The 21,928-nt window shown below is 37.0% G+C and carries 21 protein-coding genes; 5 read left to right on the forward strand and 16 right to left on the reverse strand.

The window, feature by feature from the left end; translation table 11 throughout:
- The first annotated feature begins 116 nt into the window (after window positions 1-116).
- A complete protein-coding gene (locus BM143_RS01860) occupies window positions 117-509 on the forward strand; it encodes a DoxX family protein (RefSeq protein ID WP_090022360.1) in 393 nt (130 codons plus the stop codon).
- 334 nt (window positions 510-843) lie between these two features.
- Here the strand turns inward: BM143_RS01860 and BM143_RS01865 are convergent, their stop codons facing one another.
- From BM143_RS01865 to BM143_RS01880, 4 genes are all read right to left on the reverse strand, one after another.
- Window positions 844-1,836, reverse strand: a complete 993-nt coding sequence (locus BM143_RS01865) for an MBL fold metallo-hydrolase (RefSeq protein ID WP_090022363.1) — start codon at window positions 1,834-1,836, stop codon at window positions 844-846.
- A 67-nt stretch (window positions 1,837-1,903) separates the two neighbouring features.
- Window positions 1,904-2,905: an aldo/keto reductase gene (locus BM143_RS01870; RefSeq protein ID WP_090022366.1), complete on the reverse strand. Its 1,002-nt coding sequence runs from the start codon at window positions 2,903-2,905 to the stop codon at window positions 1,904-1,906.
- Window positions 2,906-2,993: 88 nt separating this feature from the next.
- Window positions 2,994-3,899, reverse strand: coding sequence for a helix-turn-helix domain-containing protein (locus BM143_RS01875; protein ID WP_090022369.1), 906 nt, complete (start codon window positions 3,897-3,899; stop codon window positions 2,994-2,996).
- A 120-nt stretch (window positions 3,900-4,019) separates the two neighbouring features.
- Window positions 4,020-4,439, reverse strand: coding sequence for a hypothetical protein (locus BM143_RS01880; protein WP_090022372.1), 420 nt, complete (start codon window positions 4,437-4,439; stop codon window positions 4,020-4,022).
- Window positions 4,440-4,842: 403 nt separating this feature from the next.
- Here BM143_RS01880 and BM143_RS01885 point away from each other — a divergent pair, with 403 nt between their 5' ends.
- The gene (locus BM143_RS01885) at window positions 4,843-5,130 is read left to right on the forward strand and encodes a GNAT family N-acetyltransferase (protein WP_034725627.1); all 288 of its coding nucleotides are present in this window, start codon (window positions 4,843-4,845) and stop codon (window positions 5,128-5,130) included.
- 1 nt (window position 5,131) lies between these two features.
- On the opposite strand, the gene BM143_RS01890 is transcribed toward BM143_RS01885, so the two are convergent.
- Window positions 5,132-6,226 (reverse strand): MBL fold metallo-hydrolase, encoded by a 1,095-nt coding sequence (locus tag BM143_RS01890; RefSeq protein ID WP_090023863.1) that lies wholly within the window; start codon window positions 6,224-6,226, stop codon window positions 5,132-5,134.
- 143 nt (window positions 6,227-6,369) lie between these two features.
- On the opposite strand from BM143_RS01890, the gene BM143_RS01895 reads away from it, so the two are divergent.
- The gene (locus BM143_RS01895) at window positions 6,370-7,923 is read left to right on the forward strand and encodes a S41 family peptidase (protein WP_228430665.1); all 1,554 of its coding nucleotides are present in this window, start codon (window positions 6,370-6,372) and stop codon (window positions 7,921-7,923) included.
- Window positions 7,924-7,969: 46 nt separating this feature from the next.
- Here BM143_RS01895 and BM143_RS01900 read toward each other — a convergent pair whose 3' ends face one another.
- From BM143_RS01900 to BM143_RS01920, 5 genes are all read right to left on the reverse strand, one after another.
- Complete coding sequence (locus BM143_RS01900) at window positions 7,970-8,560, reverse strand: hypothetical protein (protein WP_090022375.1); 591 nt, start codon at window positions 8,558-8,560, stop codon at window positions 7,970-7,972.
- A gap of 16 nt (window positions 8,561-8,576) precedes the next feature.
- The gene (locus BM143_RS01905) at window positions 8,577-9,077 is read right to left on the reverse strand and encodes an RNA polymerase sigma factor (RefSeq protein WP_090023865.1); all 501 of its coding nucleotides are present in this window, start codon (window positions 9,075-9,077) and stop codon (window positions 8,577-8,579) included.
- Between the two features lie 525 nt (window positions 9,078-9,602).
- The gene (locus tag BM143_RS01910) at window positions 9,603-10,418 is read right to left on the reverse strand and encodes a hypothetical protein (RefSeq protein ID WP_090022378.1); all 816 of its coding nucleotides are present in this window, start codon (window positions 10,416-10,418) and stop codon (window positions 9,603-9,605) included.
- A gap of 10 nt (window positions 10,419-10,428) precedes the next feature.
- The gene (locus BM143_RS01915) at window positions 10,429-10,938 is read right to left on the reverse strand and encodes an RNA polymerase sigma factor (RefSeq protein WP_090022380.1); all 510 of its coding nucleotides are present in this window, start codon (window positions 10,936-10,938) and stop codon (window positions 10,429-10,431) included.
- Window positions 10,939-11,085: 147 nt separating this feature from the next.
- Window positions 11,086-12,714, reverse strand: a complete 1,629-nt coding sequence (locus tag BM143_RS01920; RefSeq protein ID WP_090022383.1) for an NADP-dependent glyceraldehyde-3-phosphate dehydrogenase — start codon at window positions 12,712-12,714, stop codon at window positions 11,086-11,088.
- 176 nt (window positions 12,715-12,890) lie between these two features.
- On the opposite strand from BM143_RS01920, the gene tpx reads away from it, so the two are divergent.
- Entirely contained in the window at window positions 12,891-13,463 is a 573-nt protein-coding gene (gene tpx / locus BM143_RS01925) for a thiol peroxidase (protein WP_185113574.1), read from the forward strand.
- Between the two features lie 60 nt (window positions 13,464-13,523).
- Here tpx and BM143_RS01930 read toward each other — a convergent pair whose 3' ends face one another.
- The 6 genes from BM143_RS01930 to BM143_RS01955 form a co-directional block, all read right to left on the reverse strand.
- A complete protein-coding gene (locus BM143_RS01930; protein ID WP_090022386.1) occupies window positions 13,524-14,255 on the reverse strand; it encodes a TonB-dependent receptor plug domain-containing protein in 732 nt (243 codons plus the stop codon).
- 768 nt (window positions 14,256-15,023) lie between these two features.
- The gene (locus tag BM143_RS01935; protein ID WP_139221964.1) at window positions 15,024-15,482 is read right to left on the reverse strand and encodes a hypothetical protein; all 459 of its coding nucleotides are present in this window, start codon (window positions 15,480-15,482) and stop codon (window positions 15,024-15,026) included.
- 7 nt (window positions 15,483-15,489) lie between these two features.
- Window positions 15,490-16,407: a tetratricopeptide repeat protein gene (locus BM143_RS01940; RefSeq protein WP_090022393.1), complete on the reverse strand. Its 918-nt coding sequence runs from the start codon at window positions 16,405-16,407 to the stop codon at window positions 15,490-15,492.
- Between the two features lie 118 nt (window positions 16,408-16,525).
- A complete protein-coding gene (locus tag BM143_RS01945) occupies window positions 16,526-17,308 on the reverse strand; it encodes an MBL fold metallo-hydrolase (protein ID WP_090022397.1) in 783 nt (260 codons plus the stop codon).
- A gap of 241 nt (window positions 17,309-17,549) precedes the next feature.
- Window positions 17,550-18,104: a Crp/Fnr family transcriptional regulator gene (locus tag BM143_RS01950; RefSeq protein WP_090022401.1), complete on the reverse strand. Its 555-nt coding sequence runs from the start codon at window positions 18,102-18,104 to the stop codon at window positions 17,550-17,552.
- 1,238 nt (window positions 18,105-19,342) lie between these two features.
- Window positions 19,343-20,044: a DUF6261 family protein gene (locus BM143_RS01955; protein WP_090022404.1), complete on the reverse strand. Its 702-nt coding sequence runs from the start codon at window positions 20,042-20,044 to the stop codon at window positions 19,343-19,345.
- A gap of 370 nt (window positions 20,045-20,414) precedes the next feature.
- On the opposite strand from BM143_RS01955, the gene BM143_RS01960 reads away from it, so the two are divergent.
- Window positions 20,415-21,926: an RNA-directed DNA polymerase gene (locus BM143_RS01960; RefSeq protein ID WP_090022406.1), complete on the forward strand. Its 1,512-nt coding sequence runs from the start codon at window positions 20,415-20,417 to the stop codon at window positions 21,924-21,926.
- Window positions 21,927-21,928 lie beyond the last annotated feature (2 nt).

Genomic DNA, 21,928 nt, shown 5'->3' on the forward strand with positions numbered 1-21,928 from the left:
ATCACTATTCAACAAGTATAAAATACGTGTTGAGAAACGCTAAGACACAAGGCCATATCAAAATAAAAATATTTCAAGGTATTAGAAAACTCAAAAAAACTTAAAATAATAAAACAATGAAAACAAAAACAACAAAAATCATCTATTGGTCAGGCATTATTTTCATGTCATTATGGTTCGGTGCCAGCGGTTTCTTTGAACTTACCAAAAATCCAGTGGTATGGGACATTACCCAACAGCTTGGCTATCCGCCCCATTTCATCTACATTCTTGGTGTTTTTAAATTATCGGGAATCCTGGTACTTCTTGTTCCCAACCGTTTATTAAGGCTGAAAGAATGGGTATTTGCAGGAATGTTTTTTGATATCATCTTTGCTTTCTTTTCAAAAATGGCCGTACTTGCTTTTGCGGCAACAATAGATGCTATCATCGCTTTTACGGTACTTTCTGTGACGTACATCATGTTCAGAAAACTGTATACACATGAACTGATATTTGGAGAAGCTTAGCAGGAATCCGCCTATAAACTGATCAATTGATAGGTTAGAAATTCAGAATCTCACACATCATCTGTTTTTTTATGAGTCAAAAAATGCTAAAATTTGTACATCATTCAACCCTATGGCTGATCATTTTAGAAATCATAGAAAAAAATATTTGTGTTCCCCCAATCAGGTGATTGTACGCCTTATTCATTTTCTACTTTACGTTGCTTTGGTTGGGGAATTTTTCAATCAATAAATCCTCCCGGAAATGAGAGGATTTATTGTTTAAATAGTGTTGTAGAAATTGAAATTATACTTCTTAATCCCTCAATCATTTAATCTTTTAATTCCACTTACGTTAATTCATAAAACTCTCCGGAATCCATTCATAGGCTGCATCTTTTTTCTTTGTAAAGCCAAGCCCCGGCCATGGAAGATGATAGGCAAATGCTTTGGTCTTTGTTTCTGCCAGCTGCTGAAGAAGTTTCTTACGGGAGTCCGTAGCGATATCCAGATCGGTATCTCCTGAAAATCCCCATTCAGGGTGTGGAAAAAGAATGACATCAGAATGAATCAGATCTGCCATGTAGATCAGTTTTTCATTTCCGGAAGAAATCGTCATGATGGTAAGTCCCGGCGTGTGTCCCGGTGCCAACTGGAAATTGAAATGATCAAATAAAGGCTTTTTAAAGTCATAAAACTTCAGCTTTGGACGAATTGTTTTCAGTATATTCTGAAGTGGTGGAATCACCTGATTAAGAAATTCAGGTTCGTTCTTTAAAAAGCTGTTTTTAAAATCTTTAAGAGAAGCCTGCAACCAAAAATCATGCTCGATCTTTGAAATATACAGATCCGCATTCGGGAAAACGAGATTATTTTGCTTGTCCACTACTCCACCGATGTGATCCGGATGAGCGTGGGAAATAAAAACATCGGTAATATCTTTCGGTGAAAATCCTGCTTTCTGAAGACTTTTCAAGAGGAAACCGGTTCTTTCATCCGCAAAAATCCCCATTCCTGCATCCAGTAAAATCAGTCGGTTTTTTGTTTTAACAAGCAGCAGATTCATCGCCATGTCTACATAATCATCGGGACGGAAATGATCTCTGAGGAGTTTTTTTAGTTGAGGAACATCCGCCCGAGGAGAAAATGTATCAACGTTTTTTTCGTGAATATATCCGTCGGTAAGAATAAACAAATCCAGCTCTCCAAGTTTAATCTTTTTAAATGCTGAAAGATCATCCTCCGAATGGGGTAAAACCTTCTGTGCTCCGGCAAAGACATCAGAAAAAGGCACAAAGCTTAATGCTCCGGCCAGAAGTCCGTTTCTTAAAAGTTCTCTTCTGTTCATGATTGAATAGGTGATTATTAATATTCCGGATTACTAACAGTCATCAGCAATCCGGAAGTATTATATTTTAGTTATTGACTAATTTCATAGAACCTTCGGTATATCTTTCACCGACGTTAGGATATTTTTTAAGAAGTGAATCAATCGTTTCCAGATCCGATTTTGAAAGATCAATATTCACCGCAGCAATATTTTCTTCCAGATATTTAATACGCTTAGTCCCCGGAATCGGAATGATATCTTCTCCCTGGTTCAGTACCCATGCTAAGGCAAGCTGGGTTCCTTTTACTCCTTTAGATTCGGCAAATTCATTGATTTCTCTGGCCAGATTCCTATTGTTCTCAAGGTATTCTTCCTGATAACGTGGCAGGGTTTTTCTGAAATCTTCATCACCAAAATTCTGTATTTCATTGATATTCGCGAAAAGGCCTCTAGCCAGTGGAGAATATGGTACCAATGTGATTCCAAGCTCTCTGATCGTAGGCAATATATCATTTTCTACATCTTTGGTCAGGATAGAATATTCTGACTGTAAAGCTGTAATCGGATGAATTTTATTCGCCTTTCTGATGGATTCTGCGGAAGCTTCTGATAATCCAAGGTATTTTACTTTTCCTTCTTTCACCAATTCTGCCATAGCTCCAACCGTTTCTTCTACCGGAATATTCGGATCTACTCTGTGGGCATAATACAGGTCAATGGTATCTATTTTAAGTCTCTGAAGGCTAAAATCAACAGCCTGTCTGATCCACTCCGGTGAACCGTCAAAATAAGTTCCCGGTGCTCCGCTATGGCTTGGTTTTCCGTCTTTAAATCTGAATCCGAATTTGGTTGCAATAAAAATCTTGTCACGGTTGGGAACCAAAACTTTTGAGATCAGTTTTTCATTTTCTCCGGCGGCATACATGTCTGCCGTATCCCAGAAATTTACGCCTAAGTCTAAAGCTTTGTGTAATGTACTGATGCTTTCCTGCTCATCTGCAGGGCCATAAGCAAAGCTCATTCCCATACATCCTAAACCTACTGCAGATAACTGCTCTCCTGTGTTTCCTAATTTTCTGAATTTCATAATGGGTTGTGATTTTAAATTGATAAGACAAAATTAGAACAAGAATAAGCCCGGCACTCTATAGAATTCAAACCAAGAATTATAAAATTCAAACAACCTCCGTTCTGACAGCGTTAGGAGCCATTCCCGTCTGTTTTTTAAAGAAATTTGTAAAATAAGCCGGCTCTTCAAATCCTAATCCGTATGCTATTTCGGAGATGTTCCAATCTGTATGTTTCAGCAGTGCGGTAGCTTCCTGAACAATCCTAGAAGCGATCTGCTGACTGGTGGTTTTTCCGGTCATCTCTTTCACGGAACGGTTCAACGAATTTACATGGATAGAAAGACTCTGTGCATAATCATTGGGAGTCTTCAGTTTCAGAAATGCTTCAGGGCTGTCGATGGGAAACTGCCTTTCCAACAGCTCCATAAATAATGAAGCAACGCGCTGAGATGCGTTCTGATAGGGCTCAAAGTTCTCAGCAGGATGCATTTTCATGGTTTCATGAATCATCAGATGGAGGCATGCACGGAGCATATCATACTTGTGCATATATTCGGATTCAATCTCCTTCATCATCTTGATAAAAAGGTCCGAGATGGTTTTCTGCTGCTCTTCATCCACAAAGAACATGGGAGTTCCGCCAATTTTAAACAGCTGAGAATCCTGAAGATTTCCCAAACGCATTCCGTTCTGGAGAAACTGGTCGGTAAAGAGACAAAACCATCCTGTCTGGTCTTCATCATCCGCTTCCCATGAGTAGGGAACTACAGGATTTGAGAACAAAAGTGCCGGACGGTCTACATAAATCCATTTATCTGCATAATGAAGCTTCCCTTTTCCGATAATAAGTGATATTTTGTAATAATCCCTCCTACTGTAAGGAGTTAACAGTGAGCAGCTTTCCCGTGTGAATACATTAAAATGCCCTATCCCGGGAGTCCTGACAGCTTCCAGTCTCTCCACAGATGCATTCCTCAAATAAAATCCCTGTATTGTTTCTTTAGATTCCATACCACTAAGTTATAAAATTCAAACAAATAAAACATTCCTGTTCCTAATGATTGATAAAATAAAAGATGGCCGGCAATTTTTGCCGGCCATCCAAAACTGAATATATCGTTGATACCTGGTCTAGTGATGGTGCCCGTTTTTCTTTTCCATCTTATATACTTTGGTCTTTTTAACCTTACTTTTCTTATAGTTATTTTTGTTACGGTTATAAACGGCTACAGGGTTCTGGCCTTTGTAATAATTCTTTTTGAATTTGGTGTATTTTTCCCTTCCGAGTATTCTTTCAATTTCATAATACCGGTCTTCTCTCCATCGGTCCGGCTGGCTTACATAGGCCCTGTTCCAGGAATCATAATCGCGGTATCTGTCATTTAAGGCATTCAGCTGGTTGGTCTGCGCCACAGAAAGCAGAAGATCTGCTGCCACGGATTGCCAGTTGACATCTGTAATACTTCTTCTGTAATCGTTGTAATAATCTGACTGTGCATAGCTGAGGCCAAATGTGCCAACAAGCATTAATGCTATCATTATTTTTTTCATCTTTAGTACCTTTTTTGGTTAACTGTTTTAGCATAGTCAATTAAAATGCCAAGTTTGTAATACATCTTCCCAATCTTTGTTAAAAAGCGCAAAAACATAATTGTTTTTTATCTATAATGCAGATTAAAAATATCGAATAATAAGTAATGAGGATTTATGATCAGATAAAAATTGCATACATCATCATACTCAAAAACTCTATAACTCTCGAACTCTCTGACTCGTTCATTCTGCTAAAATTTCGTTAAGTTTCCCAAAAACTCATGTTTTGTATTATTTTAATTTGTAATTTTAAGAGTGAGAAGTATACATCCGGAAGGTTTGTAATGCCGCGGGACCATTAGATTGCTTTATTAATTCAATGAAGTAAGTCTTTGTTTAACACAATCAAATTTTAATGATTATGGAAAATATAAAGTTTGAGATATCTCCTTATCAGGATGAGCTGCAACTGTTACTGGATGGAGAAAAGGCAGGATATATGTCGATAAAAATTGACGGAAGACTGCTGATCGTTTATTACACAAAAATTATTGAAGAACGTGAGGGCCATGGATACGCCAAAATGCTTCTGGACGAATTGGTCCGTTACTCTGAAGAAAAAGATCTTCTGGTAGATCCGGAATGTGATTTTGTCCGCCAGCAGTTTGAAAATCATCCTGCCCGGTACAAAGATATCTGGCATGCCTGACTCAGTCTTCCCACCAGTTGCTGAACTGATGGTGAGTACGATTCAGATCCACTACTTCCCCTATCATTGGGGTAAGGATGCTGAGTCCTTTTTCTTTTCCTAAACCTGTTACTTTCTGCAGCGGCTCATTCCACGGGTGAAGAGCCAGCGCAAATTTTGAAGAGTGAACAGGAATACTATGCTGAGCTTTAAGATCAACGGCTGCCTGGATTACGTCTTCAGGCAGCGCGTGGATATACCGCCATGCTTCGTCATACTGCCCGTTTTCAAGAATGGCATAATCAAAAGGTCCGAATTGTTCACCAATCGTTTTGAAGTGGGCATCGTAGCCACTGTCGCCGCCCAAAAAAAATTTCTTCGTTGGCGTTTCCAGAACATAGGAAGCCCAGAGCGTGTTGTTCTGTTTTATTTTCCGTCCGGAGAAATGTCTTGCCGGAGTAAAAGTAATTTTCAGATTATTTTTCAAAAGCACTTCTGCACCCCATTCCTCTTCGATCAGGTTTTCTTCAGCATAGCCCCATCTTTCGAGGTGAGCACCCGCTCCGAGTGGTACAATAGCTTTGCCTGTTCTGTTTTTAATTGATTTCACAGTCGGATAATCCAGATGGTCAAAATGATCATGCGTAATGACCAGATAATCCAGATCCGGAATATCTTCCGGTTTGAACAAGTCTGAACCTTTAAATGCTTTGTTAAAATATTTGAATGGTGAACCATACAGGCTCAGCACAGGATCTACCAGAAAGGAAACGCCATCCGTTTGCAGATAATAGGATGAATGTCCCAGCCATATAAAGATATCCTGATCTTTTCGGATGCTTCTCAAATCTGTATGAATAGCCGGAATATTTTTCAAAGGCTTTAACAGCGGATGTTTTTTCCCTAAAATGAAATCATAGGTAACCTTCATCGTGCTGTAACCTTCGGTAATGGAAGGTGTATGACTGATGTTCCGGAACTGTCTGTTTTTATAGAGTTTTGACTGTTTTATCCGCTCCAGTCTTTTGCCTTTGGGTGCTGCTCCGAAAGCGGGCAGGTTCATCACAAAAAAATAAATGATCACTAAAAGAACGGCTGTTAAAATCAGGTATATCATCTGCATCGAAATAAGTGTCAAAGGTATTGACTTTTGATCTCACATGGGAAATTCAGTGGTTTTTTAACTTAATTTATAAAGCTTTCTGAATAATTTATTACTTATTTGAATCGTAATAATCTTAAACTTTTTAACTTAGCGGATTGAAAAAAATTCAAAACAGATTGAAAAATTATTCGATAATACTGCTGGCAGCGGCACTCTCTTCATGTACCTCTATCAGAAGACACAATGAGCAAAGAGCTACATGTATTGGTCCAGACGAGCTTAAGGAAGACGTAGATTACGCCTACCTAAAGCTTCAGCAGATGCATCCTCAACTTTACTGGTATATTTCCAAGCCTGAACTTGACCGTAAATTTGACAGTCTTAAAGGAACCATTGATGAGCCTTTAACTCCGCTTCAGTTTTATTTTAAGCTGCAGCCTGTAATTGCTGATATTCGTGAAGGACACCTTGCCCTGAGAATTCCCCGAAAAAAATTCACTAAGAGACAAATCAAATCCCTTGAACATAAAAAAGGAATGTTCAGCCGTTTTGAATATTATGTGAAAGATGATCATTTATTTATAATCCAGAATAAAGATTCGATTGAAAATATAAAACCGGGAACTGAAATCCTTTCGATTAATAAAGTTCCTGTTTCCGATTATGTAAAAAAATACCGCGAACTGATTAGCAGTGACGGTTACAATACTACCTTTCAATCCTATTTCCTGAAGGACGTTTTTTTTAATTTTTATACTGCAGAAAACGGATTTAAAGACACCGCCTCTATAGAAACTTTGTATAACGGTGAAAAACACACCTATACCCTGCATCGTGAATCCAAATCTAAAAATGATCTGGATAAAGACAAGGAACTGGAAAAAAGAACGCCTGAAAAGAAGGTTAATGATTATGTAGCATCAAGTAATTCTTATAATCGAAATTTTAAGTTCCTGGACAAAGACAGCACGACTGCCTATATTAAAGTAAAGAGTTTTTCAAGGGATTATTCCGAGAAATTTTACAAAGAAACATTTGCAAAAATAAAAAATGCAGGATCCAAGTACCTTATTATAGATGTCCGAAACAATTACGGAGGATCTTTGCATGAAATCAATAACCTGTATTCTTATCTGGCTCCGGAACCGTATGTGCTGATAAAGCCATCACAGCTTACGTCCAGAATCACTCCGTTAAAAACAAATTATTTCAGAAAAAGCACGCCTTTCCAATATGCTTTTAAGAGTCTGGCCTACCCGACTTATGTTTTTGCTCAGACCTTCAGTACTTATAAAAAGGACGGAAAGGTATATTACAAAATGAAAGCCGACAAGCCTACGAAACCCAATAAGGATGCATTTCAGGGGAAAGTTTTTGTACTGATCAACGGCGGAAGTTTTTCAGCATCTTCTATCATTACAGCAAAACTGAAATATGATAAGCGGGCTGTTCTCGTGGGTGAAGAAACCGGCGGCGCTAATGACGGAACGGTAGCAGGGTTTTATTCTTACCAGAAACTTCCTCATTCAAAGATCAATCTTCCTATCGGCTTACTGCTGGTACAGCCAAACATTGATTTTCTGAATACTAAAAAAGGAGTGGCTCCCGATATTACCATCACTGAAAGTATGCAGGATATTATTGATAAAAAAGATCCGCAGCTGGATTGGGTAAAAAATGAAATTGCAAAAGAAAAAGCACTTCAATAGTTTTATAAAATAGTTTCGGCGGGCTTTCAGCCCGCCGAAACTATTTTCATCTCTTCAACTCCTTCAACAAATCTTCGATATGTACAATATATCTTCCATAATAACGCTTGAACCAGAACTGTCCCATCAGGTAGAGTACAAAAAGTCCTACTGTCACTGAGCTGATCAGGATCACGGCGGCTTTTACTTCGCTGATCGGTTCAGGCCACGGAATAAATTCTATAACGATGATCATTTCGCAGACAATAAAAGGAACAAAACTCAGATAGTACGAAAGATAATACTGCTTATTGAGATTAAACTGTGCCACGAGATCTTTTAAAGAATCATAGGTTTTGAGCATCGGGTTGCTGATATCATTGTACAGTCTGAAAAATTTACTGAAAAAGAATATGGTCACCAGCAGCATTGACGCGATAAGAACCGTAATGTAAAACTGTAGTTTAAAGGGTTGGCAGAAGGCACATACGATAAATGAAAAAACAAAGATCGCAATGATGGACCAGAATTCCATACGCATATTCTTACGTACTTTTTCCAGCGGAAGACTGATTTTGTTTCTCTGCTCAATACTTATTTCAGGAGTTTCTTCGGAAACCTCTTCATTCCATACATTTTTTAATTCATCTATATTCATTGGTATTGATTTAAAGTTATGATTGATTTGAGTTTAAAATATCTTTCAGTTTATTTTTAGCGCGGTTCATTCTTACCCGGGCATTACCTTCGGAGATTCCCATCTGTTCTGCAATTTCTTTTCCTGAAAAGTCTTCCAGATAATAAAAAATAAATGCTTTATCGATGGAGTTCAGCTGGCGGATCGCTTCATACATCTGAACCAGTTTTTCTTCCTTTCCATAATCATATTCATCCTGGATCACTTTGTATCCGGTAAAATCTTCATTAGAGATAAAACTTCTTCTTTTCTCCGATTTCAGGAAAATAATAGCCGTGTTGAGGGCAATTCTGTAAAGCCAGGTAGAAAATTCGCTCTGTCCCCTGAAGCTGGGATAGGCTTTCCATAGCTGGTAGGTGATTTCCTGAAAAAGATCATCGCGGTCGTCTTTTTCGGACATGTACATTTTGGAAATCTTAAAAATGATTCCTTTATGCTTTTCTATTTTGTCTAAAAATTCCTGCTCTAATGAGTTCATATTTTCGGGCTCTATAGAGTTAGTTTTCATTGTAAAAAAATGTTACAGATATTTTTTGAGAAGATAAAAAAAAACCCGACAGAAAATTTCCTGCAGGGCCCCATTGTGTGTTTTTTTTAGTTTTACTCCAACGATGTTTCAGAAAACAAAGTTTTTGTACGAATTAATTGTAATCTATAAACCTACTCATGAATGGCTTATATCTTAAATTGAACAGTCAGTTAAAAATTTGAACAGTCAAAGTCCGAATTGGACACTAACATTTTATGATTCTAATAGTTAGTAGAAAAAAAACAAAAATGTTACACCATTCAGGGAAAAATTATCATTAAAAAACCACAATATATTTCTTTACATTTCTGTAAGCTTTGCAAACCCTTTGATATTGCCTGTTTTCAATAATTACAATGTTTATTTATTATTCTAAAAAAATCCCGGCAGAAATTTCTAACGGGACTTAATCTATCTTTTAAAATTATTTTACTCTGTTAATTCAAAGCTCTGGTTTATTTTTCAACTAAACAATTAATTCAATCTGTCCAATGCTTCCATAAGAATATGAAGATCAATAAAATGAAGCTTTACACCAATGATAATGAAAATCAGAAGAACCAGCGTCAGAAATATGATGATAAAAATATACACCGAAACAAACCATATCACCGTATTCAGGATATTTCCCTGAAGTCCGAATTTATTCATGAAAAATCTTTGAGAACGTTCAAACCATGAGTTTTTCCGGGGTTTCTTAGGTTCTATTTCAAGACCGTTCAGTTCGTCTACCAAACGGATAACATCTTCTATATACCGTCCGTACATATAATAAATCCAGTATTTGATCACAAACCACACCAGCATCAGCGTAATGAGAAAACTGATTCCGAAAATGGCAAGATTATACGTCATTTCAAAATGAAAGCTGATCTTGATGAGAGACAACAGGAAAGCCAGCGGAATATAAGAAATGTAATAGGAAATGTAGATTTCTTTCGATATTAAAAGTTGTGTTTTAAGGTTAAACAAATCATAATTTGTATTGATACTGCTGTTGCAGAGCATTTTATAAAGTTTGAGAAAACGGGAATAAAAATAAATAATAAAAGCAAGTGTTAGTGCGACGACAAATGCCGATATAATAACGATATTGACATCTCCTGAAGCAAACGGAAACCCCATCAGAAGCATAGGCAGGGTGACGACCATCAGCCAGAATTCTGTCTGCATATTAATCTTTAGCATCCGCATCGGCGAATGAATTTCACGCTGTTTTTCAAGAGAAATCTCAGGCAGATCCTGCCTGTTATCTTTATCCCAAAGTTCTTTAAAATTTTCTAACTCCATTTGTTTTGCTTTAAATCTTGTTGCCCTTCTGCTTTTCTATAATTTCCTTCAGTTTTGTTTTTGCCCGGTTCATTTTCACACGGGCATTCACCTCAGTAATTCCCAACTGGCGGGCGATTTCCTTGCCGGGAAAATCTTCCAAAAAGAAAAAGATAAGCGCCTTGTCTATAGGGCTGAGCTGGTGGATTGCTTCATACATCAGCTTCATATTTCTATCATCTGCATCATTATAGGATTCTTGCGGAACAACAAGATTTTCTATTCCCTGATTTTGTATAAAACTACGTTTTTTTTCGCTACGCAGAAATACGATCGCGGTATTAAGTGCAGTCCGGTAGAGCCATGTAGAGAAGTCACTCCTCCTCTGGAAATCGCCGTATGATTTCCAGGCTTGATAAATGATCTCCTGATAAAGATCATTCTGATCATCCTGATCGTCCATATACATTTTAGAGATCTTGAAAATGACACCTTTGTGTTTTTCAATTTTCTCTAAAAATTCTTTTTCCATTAAAGACATGCTCGAAACTCTACTCGTACAATAGTATTTTTAAATCAAATACTAGATAAAAACTAAAAACTCCACGTGTCAAAGTACAAAATCCTCAAAAAATAAAGAAATTTAATGAGGATTATTATTTTATGTTAAGTAAATCAGAAAATCCGACTAGAAAATATAGTCTGTGCTTAAAAAATTAGAATCATGTTCTCTGACGATGGTATTTAATAATTTCTTGTTGGAGTCTGTCAGTTTTGCAGCCACCAGAGATCGGATGGAGAATGAACGGAGCGCATCAAAAACAGAAAGCGTTCCTTCTGCACTGTCTTTTCTTCCGGTAAACGGAAAAACATCCGGTCCACGTTGTGCCTGGCAGTTGATATTCACACGGCTTACCAGATTTACAAACGGGTCAATTAATCTGGAAACTTCCTGAGGATCTTCACTGAAAATACTCACCTGCATTCCATGAGATGCATTCACCTGATAATCGATAGGCTCTTCTATATCTTCAAACGGAACCACCGGAATCACCGGACCGAACTGCTCTTCATGATACAGTTTCATATCACTGTTAACCGGATACACCACAGCAGGAAAGACAAAAGATTCTTCAGTAAATCCTCCGTTTTCATTTAAAACTTTCGCACCTTTAGCCAAAGCATCTTCAATGCATTCTTTCAGATACGGCGGTTTATTCACTTCAGGAAGCGGTGTCACCTTTACGTCTTTTTCCCACGGAAGTCCGGGTTTCAATGCGGAAACAGCAGCACTTAATTTTTGGGTAAATTCCTCTGCTATTTCTTTCTGAACAAAGATCAGTTTCAATGCGGTACAGCGCTGTCCGTTGAAAGACAATGCTCCCAAGATGCATTCGCTCACTGCTACATTTAAATCTGCTTTTTTGGTTACGATGGCTGCATTTTTAGCATCAAGACTCAGAATAGCACGGAGACGGTTCACTTTAGGATGCAGTTTCTTCAGTCCATTCGCCACTTTGCTGGATCCGATAAAAGCCAGAACATTTACTTTTCCACTTTCCATAATAGGAGTAATGATTTCTGAACCTTTGCCGTAAAGCGTGTTGACTGTTCCTTTCGGGAAGGCTTCTTTAAAGGCGTTCAGTAAGGGATAATGAGCCAAAACACCATGCTTTGGAAGTTTAAACAAAATGGTGTTTCCCATGATCAATGCCGGAATCAATGTGGTGAAGATTTCATTTAAAGGATAATTAAACGGCCCCATACTTAAAACAACGCCCAGCGGAGCTCTTCTGATCTGTGCAATGGTGCCCTCAGCTTCCTGGAAACGGGAAGATTCTCTGTCCAAATCTTTCAGGGCATCAATGGTCTGGTTGATATAATCTACAGTCCTGTCGAATTCTTTAGTGGAATCTGCTAAAGTTTTCCCGATCTCCCACATGAGCAGCTTAATCACAAGATCACGCTGCTCGATCATCAGATAAACAAATTTCTGCATACACTGAATACGCCCTTCTACAGACATCGTAGGCCATTCCCCGAGACCATTATCGTAAGCTTTAACCGAAGCTTCAAGAACTTCCATCGCTTCTTTCGGACTGATATTCGGGATACTTCCCAGCAATTTTCTCTCGAGACCGTTTTCCGTAGGAATGCAGACCGGCGAATAAATATTCTGAACCTCCCCTTCCCATTCCACCAGCTCTCCATTGAGAAGATAGACTTTCTGATGAATCTCCTGTACTTTAAATTCTTCCGGAATTTCGTTTTCACTTTTAAAAATATCCTGAAATAACGGCTTATTGACTGAATCCATAAATTTTTATTTTTTGATAATTGAGTGTCATTCTAAAATTAAACAGAATAAAGGTAGCCGTTAAAATCGGTTTTAAAAACAGGCGATTGATAGATTTGCTCTATTTGGCGGGTGTTTGAATTAAAATTAATGTCGGGTACTGAAAAAATGAATAATTTTACTGAAAATAAAATTTCATGTTTTCAAAATTAGCTTTCAGCACTTTATTGTTTTTCTCAGCATTTATTTTTGCTCAAAACACCAAAACAGCAAATACTGTTCTGATGGGAGGAAAACCGGTACATACTTACGCGAAACTTCCTGCAGTGAATAAAGCAGCCCCGAAGTTTACCCTTACAGACGTTACGATGAAGGATCAGACACTTGATTCTTACAAAGGAAAATACATGATTCTGAACATTTTCCCAAGTGTAGATACGGGTGTTTGTTCAGCTTCTGTCCATCATTTCAATGAAGATGCAGCGAGTATTCCCAATACGGTTGTTCTTTGTATCTCTAAAGATCTGCCTTTTGCCCAAAAAAGATTTTGTGGTGCGGAAGGAATTAAGAATGTAGTGATGCTTTCAGACTTCCGTTCAGATTTCGGAAAAACGTATGGCGTGGAAATCACGGATTCTGTAATGAAAGGTCTATTAAGCAGAGCTGTTGTGGTGATCGATCCTTCAGGGAAAATCATTTATGAAGAACAGGTTGCTGATATTTCACAGGAACCGAATTATGAAGCGGCGATTGCAGCTGTGAAAAAATAAGCTTTTGCTTTTGGAATAATTTAAAAATGGGCTTCGGCGATCTTCGATCGCCGAAGCCCATTACTTTTTCATCTTTCCTTTCTTTTTTGTGGTGATGATAATGACACCATTTTGGGCCTGTGAACCGTAAACTGCAGTGGCGGAAGCTCCTTTCAGAACATTCATCGTTTTTATAGTATTCGGATCTATTTCCTGAAGGTCCTTAAAACTGATTATTTTTTTATTCACCACAACCAAAGGCTTCTGATCCTCCCTCATAGTGGCATGTGCGCCTCCAATCCTAATCGGTGTTTTATCCTGACGATTCTCCGGCATCTGATTAATAATTAACCCCTGCACTTTCGGCTGGATTTCTTTTATGTTGCCTTCTTTGGGGTTGTTTAAAGCATTTGCCTGAATTATTGAAACAGCTCCCAACAATTTTTGGTCTTTCTGCTTATTAAATCCATGAAATACAATTTCTCTTATCTCTTCTGTCGCTAAAGTATCCTTGACCGTATTTTGCTGAGCATTTACGGAAACAAAACCTCCCGTTGTCATCATAAAACCTACCGCAAACTTCGTAAAGAGCGAATTAACAAAAGAATAGTTCAGATCTCTGTTAAGCTGCGATGCATTAAAATTTCCGCAAATATTTTCTGAAGAATGAGAAAAAACCTCTATAATTTCCTGATCAGAAGAGATAGTGAAATCCCGGACTGTTTTTGAACAAACAGAACAGAATCTTCCTTTTTCTTCGGGTGTCATAGCTTCCCAATTTTCGTGACATGGTTTTGGTATGGTGATTTTCATAATCTCTTTTTATATAGAGATGCGGGAATGATGGGAAAGGTTGGAAAGGTTATCTTGAAATAATTATATTCTTGGAACATTTCAGCCTTGCTGAAAATCTTGGATTTTCTTGCGCCTTTGCGATGGTCCAAAAAAAGCAGAAACAGGTTTCTAGTTGGAACAGCGCAAAGACGCAAATCTTATGACAAAAACACGTTGTAAGGCGCAAAGATTTTATCTCCGATAAAATTGAGTACCGCCGTCATTGCGAGGAGCAAAGCGACGAAGCAATCTCAACATCCTTCTTGCTGAAAATCTTCGATTTTCTTGCGTCTTAATATTCAAGTGGCTAACAAAACCTTGCGTCTTTGCGATTACTCAACAAAGCAGAAAACAGTTTTCTAGTTGGAACAGCGCAAAGACGCAAATTTTATGACAAAAATACGTTGTAAGGCGCAAAGATTTTATCTCCGATAAAATTGAACATCGCCGTCATTGCGAGGAGCAAAGCGACGAAGCAATCTCACTCCATTCTCCTAGCTGAAAATCTTGGATTTTCTTGCGCCTTAAATATTCACATAGCTTATAATGCCTTGCGTCTTTGCGCTTTTCCAACAGAAAAATTCCTTTTCAATAATTATTACCATCAAACCTTATAGGTTTAGATCAGCAGCCAATAAAAAAAATCAGCACTATCTGCAAAATCTGCGCGATACTTCTTTAACCATTTTCACACTGCCATTCGGAGGGATACCATTCTCGCCACTATTCTCTATAATTTCACAATATCTAATCCCCATCTCCTCCAATAGAACTAAAGTCCTGCGTAGAATAATGTAAGAAAAACAACGCCAGTAAATCATCAACCGATTCATCAACCTCAACGTGATAAGTGGGATATTTAAGTTTCTTTTTCTCTTCAGTAATTATTTCTATCAACAGTTTTCCTTTCTCGAATAGCTGATTGGCTTTACCCAACTTGAAATTATAAATTCTAACATCTGCTCCGGACTTAATGATTCTTTCTTTTCCCAAGTCTGTAAAATAAATGATGCCTCTGGAGTTAAAAAGTTCTGCATCATTCTTCAGAAAACCTACATTTTTTATATCGAAGCTTCTGGAATTGAAAATAATATAATGTCCTGAAGAAAAGAACTTATTCATCTCTACAATCCTCCCAATCTCTTTTTGATCTTCTGAGACTAAGACAAGTTGTTTGTTATTAATTTGGGTTGTATACCTTTTCAATAAAATTCTATTTAAGCATTAGGAATATCTTCTTTCTGAAAACAAAAACAATTATGGCCGAGAAAAGCAATGAAAATACAGACAACCCTATTTTGATCATCTCTTCCGTGGATTCATCAACCGGACTATATCGGGCTTCTTTACTGTTTGTCATTGATGACAAAGAAATCATCCTTTGTTGTACGATGGGATCTTTAAAACCATAATCTTTTGCCTTTTCATAATCCATATAGGCTTCATCTTTAAATTTCATTAAAAAAGCCACATTTCCCAAATCAAAAAATAGCTGAGCAATAATTTTATCTTTCGGTTCTACAAAAGATATCCGCTCATTTAACTGATAAAAAAGAGATTTGCGAAGTCTGTATAATTCCTCTTTGGTTAAATCCGTTTCAGGGTGTTTTCTGTTTCCAAAATCAGTATGAATTAAAGATTCTGAGGTATAATTTTCACTTCCTTTAATTTTTGCTTTCAAAATATTAGCATGAATCCACTCTGAACTGGAATGGGATCCGGGATTGATTTTAATAGACTTTTCGATCCATTTTAAAGCCTCAACATTATTCCCTATCAGTTCATATGCCGTCCCCATATTGGAAGCTGTAGAATATCTGCCGGGAGCAATAGATTCAATACGTTTGTACAATTCTATGGCTTCTTTATATTTTTTAAGAATAATCAGGATATAGCCTTTATCCGACAAATAATCCAGATCTTTTGTTCTTTCGTATTCTTTCTCCAGTCCGCCTAAAGTTTTTTCCAAGCCTTCAGGATTGTTAAAACTGTGACCTCTGGGAACAAATCCCTTAAAATCCGTATAAATTTCAGTTCCATCTTTAAGTTTTTTGGTCTCTCCATTTAAGCAGGCCAACACCGGAATTGAAAACAAAGAGCAAAACATTAAGCTTAAAAAGAGCTTTTTCATAGGCAGTTATCTGAAATTTTACAATAAAAAATTCGAGGTTCGAAATCATGCTAAAAATAAAAAAACTTTGCCACAAATCATCAGGTGACAAAGTCTTTTACAGCTTTATTTTTAACGGTTATGATAACCGTTGATTATTTTCAGATTCATCAAGGATTTTACCGTCTTCCAGAATTATATATTCCTGTCCTGTTTCTTCAGAAAGTCTCTGCAGATCCTGCTGATCAAACTTTTTGGGAAGATAAAATTTCTCATGTTCGAATAAACCATAATGTATGGGAACCAGTTTTCCGGCGTGCAAAAGATGAGCTGCCGTAAAAGCTTCTTCCAGATCCATTGAAGCAGGAACCGGACTGTATTCCAAACCAATCACTTCGAAATTTACGACCACTCCATTCACCGGTAAAAATGCATAATCTATGTTTTCATTTTCCTTTCCTAGTTTCCAGAACTGATTATGCCAGATCGTATCTCCGCCGTGAAAAATTTTGGTCTGTGGATCTTCTACAATCCACGAGCTCTGAATTTCGCCCACCCCATCCATCGCAAACACAGGTTTAAATGTGATATTATTCTCCGTGAACGTTTCATTTAAATCCAGAACAATCATTTCAACGTCTCCGACATATTTCCTTACGATCTCCTCCAATCCCGAATATACAATCAGTTTTCCCTCTTTTTTCAGGCATTTCTCTATCATCTTCTTATCAAAATGATCCAGATGCATATGCGTAAAAAGAATGTAATCCGCCTGCAGATCCTCAGAAAATACCAGCAGCTTTTCCACGGCATCGCCTAAAACAGGTTTATAGTAAGAGAAATCTTCTACAGCATCTATCAGTACCGTTTTGCCACCGGAAACAAGCTTTATTCCGGCCCAGTTAAGTTTTTGTATTTCCATAATTTTTTTCAACAAAGGAAAAAATTGATGGCGCTGTAAACAATAAACAAAAGATAATTAATTAGCTAGATTTCAGATTTCAGACATCAGACATGAGACCTATTGCAGTAGTAAAGTTTCGGGCTACGAACCAGCAACTGTCAACCAGCAACAAACTCCCCACTCACTCCCAACTCCTCAAACTCCAAAACTCTCCTACTCTCACCTAAAACTCTCCCACTCTCAAACTCTCAAACCCTAATCAAGAAATCCTCTTCCTGATTCGACTTAAAGAAATAGGTGTAATTCCAATATAGGACGCAAGATATTTCAAAGGAATATGCTTGATATAATGAGGTTTGCTCTTAAGAAGGTATTCGTACAGATCCTGAGGGGTATTTTTGAGGAGAAGCATTTCTCTCTTCATCGCGGCATTCAGTTTTTTACTGAGGTAATAATTCTGCACAAAGCGGCAGTCAGGATTGACGGTAAACATTTTTTTCACCTCATCCAGTTCTATTTCCCAGGCCAAACCTTTATCAATGGATTCAAAAACAGCTTCGGAAGATTTCTCTTTAGGACTCTCACCTACTACAAAGACATCTCCCGGAAAATAAAAATCCACGGAGATTTCCTGATCCAGATCTGCTATTTCCTTGATGTAAAACTTCCGGACAATGCCCTGCTCAACCAGATACACCTTATTCTCCTGAAATACTTTCTTCCTAGAAAATTCAAGCCTGACAAATTTTTCCCAGGCAGGATCTTCTCCGTCCATATTCAGATGCGAAAAAAGCGGTTTATTGATGGTGGCCAATGGTGATGGTTTTAAACTGATGTTGACAGGATAAAAATAGTGTATTATTTGTAATTTTCACCTCCTATTTATAAGTTGGAATACCGCAAAGACGCAAATTTCATGACAAAAACACGTTGTAAGGCGCAAAGATTTTATCTCCGATAAAATTGAGTACCGCCGTCATTGCGAGGAGCACAGCGACGAAGCAATCTCAACACATCCCACTTGCTGAAAATCTTGGATTTTCTTGCGCCTTAAATATTCATACAGCTTATAAAGCCTTGCGCCTTTGCGATTACCCAACAGAAAAATTCCTTTTCAATAATTATTACCCTCAAACCTTATAGGTTTTAAAGACCTATAAGGTTTAGATCAGCAGCCAATAAAAACATAAACATCAGCACCATCTGCAAAATCTGCGCGATAAAGCATAAAACAAAAAAACTTCTATTTTTTATTTTTGGAACATCGCAAAGACGCAAATGATATGACAAAAACACGTTGTAAGGCGCAAAGATTTTATCTCCGATAAAATTGAGTACCGCCGTCATTGCGAGGAGCACAGCGACGAAGCAATCTCAACACATCCCACTTGCTGAAAATCTTTGATTTTCTCGCGCCTTAAATATTCATACAGCTTATAAAGCCTTGCGCCTTTGCGATTCCCCAACAGAAAAACTCCTTCGATAATTATCACCCTCAAACCTTATAGGTTTTAGAAACCTATAAGGTTTAGATCAACAGCCAATAAAACATAATCATCAGCACCATCTGCAAAATCTGCGCGATAAAACATAAAACAAACAAAAAAACTTCTCTTTTTATTGTTGGAACATCGCAAAGACGCAAATGATATGACAAAAACACGTTGTAAGGCGCAAAGATTTTATCTCCGATAAAATTGAGTACCGCCGTCATTGCGAGGAACAAAGCGACGAAGCAATCTCACATCCCACTTGCTGAAAATCTTGGGTTTTCTTGCGCCTTAAATATTCACACAGCTTATAAAGCCTTGGGCCTTTGCGATTACCCAACAGAAAAATTCCTTTTAAATAATTATCACCCTCAAACCTTATAGGTTTTAAAAACCTATAAGGTTTAGATCAACAGCCAATAAAACATAATCATCAGCACCATCTGCAAAATCTGCGCGATATTTCTTTAATCATTTTCACATTACCATTCGGAGAGATACCACCGTTGCTATTATCCAACAAAAAAACTCAGCGATATGCCGAGTTTTTTATTGATCATCTTTAAGATGGTTTTTCCGGTTTGGGCGGTACTATAGAAGAATTCTTCGCCGCCTTTACCAGCTCATTGTTATCTGTGTACAAAAGTGTCCAGTCCGGAACATCTTTCATGGCTGTCACCAGATTGATATACGATTTCAGGTTCTTTTCCAGATCCCTTCGGATAGACGACGCACTGGCCATTTGGCGAAGGTCACCATTGGCTTTAGCCTGTTCTGCAAACAAAATTTCAAAGGCTTCCTGCTTTGCCTTCATGTCTTCGTAGGCAACATCCAAGGAGAGATTAGCTGTTTTTTGTCTGTTATCTGAAATTTCCAGGGTTTCTACCAGCTTCTTCATTTGTGCCGTTTGTGAGGAATAGCTTAAACGGTCCAGATCCAGACCAAAAGTCTTGAATATTCCGTACAGATCTACTGCCAGCTGATAATTGGCCGCTGTGGGCAGCTTCCTGTAGCCGTTCAGAAAAGCTTTCAGACTGCTGTACGCAATATCCCTCTCCCGGTCCAAAGCGGCTACATCTTTTCCTTTTCCGCTATAGATCTGCTTGGTATACACTCCGTCGTACTCCGCATAAGAAGTCTGCAAAGCTGTCATAAGAGGATGATTGGTAATTACTGGATATTTCCCGGATTGAGAACTGGAAATAATTCTCTGAGCTAAAGTCGCAAGATCTTTAGTGCTCAGCTTGGTGAGTGAAATTTTCATTTGTTTGTGTTTTTGGTTTCGGATTTAAATATATAAAAAACTTATAATGTGACAAATAACCTTGAAATAAATATCAGGAGTTGTGCGGAAGGCTCTTGCAAGTTGTGGGAGACTTGGGGAGAAGTATAGAGGTTGCAAACAAGTTTATCTGTAATAAACTGTGATCTGCGTTGAGACTTTTTTTTATGTTTTTGAATTGTGGAGAAATTAGGGAGACTATAAACAGATTATTTTGAAAGAAGAGTTTTTGTTATGGAAAACCGTAATTTAATATCATTTTTTTTATATATTTTTAGAAATCATAAATATTGAATATTTTATGAACGAGCTGTTCCTATATTTGAAACAAAACTAATTTTCTTAAAAAAAATTGAAAACATATCTAGATTACTGTAATGAAATAACCTCAATAGAACTTTATGATAGGTTAGTTGGTTGTGGCTTATTTGCCGAAAAAATACCAAACTTTCTAACAAGTCAGGAGTTTCTCGATTTTACTAGAACCTTAACATTTCCTTTTGAAGAAAAGCCGAAAGATTACATACGCTATTCAAATATGCGTAATATCAATATACCTCGTCCTTTGTCAATTCCTGAACCTTTCGCATATAGCAATCAATGTAAGACACTATCAGATAATTGGGATAAGATAAAAAAACACTTCGAAGATAAAACTCAAAATGATGATTTCAAAATAAGCAGAATACACATTAGAAAAATGATTGATAAGTGTAACTTATTTGAAATGAATTATAAGAATTTTTCTAAAGATGGGGAGCCAGAACAAAATATTGTTATTAAAAGTAGATATATTGCAAACGCTGATATTTCAAACTGTTTTCCTAGCATATATAGTCACTCTATCCCATGGGCGCTTGTTGGGAAAAGCTTTGCAAAAAGTAATAGAGCTTCAGCATTATGGTTTAATAAATTAGATTTTCACACTAGAAATATAAAACATGGTGAAACAAATGGAGTACTTATCGGTCCACATGCATCAAATTTAATTTCTGAAATTATACTTGTTGCTATTGATCACGAATTAAGTTTAAGGGGATTTAAATACATAAGAAATGTTGACGATTACTCTTGTTATGTAAATTCATACGAAGAGTCAGAAAGGTTCTTTATTACATTATCTGAAGAATTAAAAAAATATGAACTTTCTTTAAATACGAAAAAATCTCAAATTCTTTCTTTACCACAAGCAACTGTAAAAAATTGGGTCACTAAACTAAATCACTTCAATTTTAATAATACTTATAGAGTTGGTCATAGAGAAGCAGTTAGAGTTAAAGAACTCAAAGGATTCATTGATTTCTGTATTGAGCTTATGATTGATGAAAATTTTGATGGTTCAATTATTAATTATGCTATTAAAATATTGTCGAATAAACATCTTGGTTTTAATGCAAAGGATTATTATTTAAAGCAGATACATCATTTAGTTCTTCTTTATCCATATTTAATACATTTATTAGAAGTAAATCTATTTGATCCGCACAAAATTGATAAAAATAAAATAAAAGAAATTGCAAAAGATATATATGAATACGGACAACAAAAACGTTTTTTTGAAGCATGTTCCTATGCAGTATATTGGTCGTTAAGATATGATTTTGATCTTGATATCTCTTCTCTTAAGGAAGATTCCATAAAATCAGAGGATTGCATTTTTATGCTAATTTCTTACCTATATCATAAGAAAACTAAAGCAAAATCCTATTTACAAGAATATAAAGATATAGCAAAGAAATTAAAAATAGATGATTTTGATAGGTACTGGCTTTATATTTATGAAGTATTACCTTGGCCAGAGCTTGCCGGCAACTATAGAATAATGAAAAAGAATAAATTAACTTTTATAAAGTCTGGCTTTTAATG

It is taken from the genome of Chryseobacterium oleae (assembly GCF_900115055.1).
Taxonomy (GTDB): domain Bacteria; phylum Bacteroidota; class Bacteroidia; order Flavobacteriales; family Weeksellaceae; genus Chryseobacterium; species Chryseobacterium oleae.

Bases quoted from the DNA above. Each gene is read 5' to 3' on its own strand.
- tpx (WP_185113574.1), top strand. From the start codon at position 12,891: ATGTTTTCAAAATTAGCTTTCAGCACTTTATTGTTTTTCTCAGCATTT.
- BM143_RS01865 (WP_090022363.1), bottom strand. From the start codon at position 1,836: ATGAACAGAAGAGAACTTTTAAGAAACGGACTTCTGGCCGGAGCATTA.
- BM143_RS01885 (WP_034725627.1), top strand. From the start codon at position 4,843: ATGGAAAATATAAAGTTTGAGATATCTCCTTATCAGGATGAGCTGCAA.
- BM143_RS01890 (WP_090023863.1), bottom strand. From the start codon at position 6,226: ATGATATACCTGATTTTAACAGCCGTTCTTTTAGTGATCATTTATTTT.
- BM143_RS01880 (WP_090022372.1), bottom strand. From the start codon at position 4,439: ATGAAAAAAATAATGATAGCATTAATGCTTGTTGGCACATTTGGCCTC.
- BM143_RS01915 (WP_090022380.1), bottom strand. From the start codon at position 10,938: ATGTCTTTAATGGAAAAAGAATTTTTAGAGAAAATTGAAAAACACAAA.
- BM143_RS01930 (WP_090022386.1), bottom strand. From the start codon at position 14,255: ATGAAAATCACCATACCAAAACCATGTCACGAAAATTGGGAAGCTATG.
- BM143_RS01900 (WP_090022375.1), bottom strand. From the start codon at position 8,560: ATGAATATAGATGAATTAAAAAATGTATGGAATGAAGAGGTTTCCGAA.
- BM143_RS01920 (WP_090022383.1), bottom strand. From the start codon at position 12,714: ATGGATTCAGTCAATAAGCCGTTATTTCAGGATATTTTTAAAAGTGAA.
- BM143_RS01905 (WP_090023865.1), bottom strand. From the start codon at position 9,077: ATGAACTCATTAGAGCAGGAATTTTTAGACAAAATAGAAAAGCATAAA.
- BM143_RS01860 (WP_090022360.1), top strand. From the start codon at position 117: ATGAAAACAAAAACAACAAAAATCATCTATTGGTCAGGCATTATTTTC.
- BM143_RS01940 (WP_090022393.1), bottom strand. From the start codon at position 16,407: ATGAAAAAGCTCTTTTTAAGCTTAATGTTTTGCTCTTTGTTTTCAATT.
- BM143_RS01945 (WP_090022397.1), bottom strand. From the start codon at position 17,308: ATGGAAATACAAAAACTTAACTGGGCCGGAATAAAGCTTGTTTCCGGT.
- BM143_RS01910 (WP_090022378.1), bottom strand. From the start codon at position 10,418: ATGGAGTTAGAAAATTTTAAAGAACTTTGGGATAAAGATAACAGGCAG.
- BM143_RS01870 (WP_090022366.1), bottom strand. From the start codon at position 2,905: ATGAAATTCAGAAAATTAGGAAACACAGGAGAGCAGTTATCTGCAGTA.
- BM143_RS01955 (WP_090022404.1), bottom strand. From the start codon at position 20,044: ATGAAAATTTCACTCACCAAGCTGAGCACTAAAGATCTTGCGACTTTA.
- BM143_RS01875 (WP_090022369.1), bottom strand. From the start codon at position 3,899: ATGGAATCTAAAGAAACAATACAGGGATTTTATTTGAGGAATGCATCT.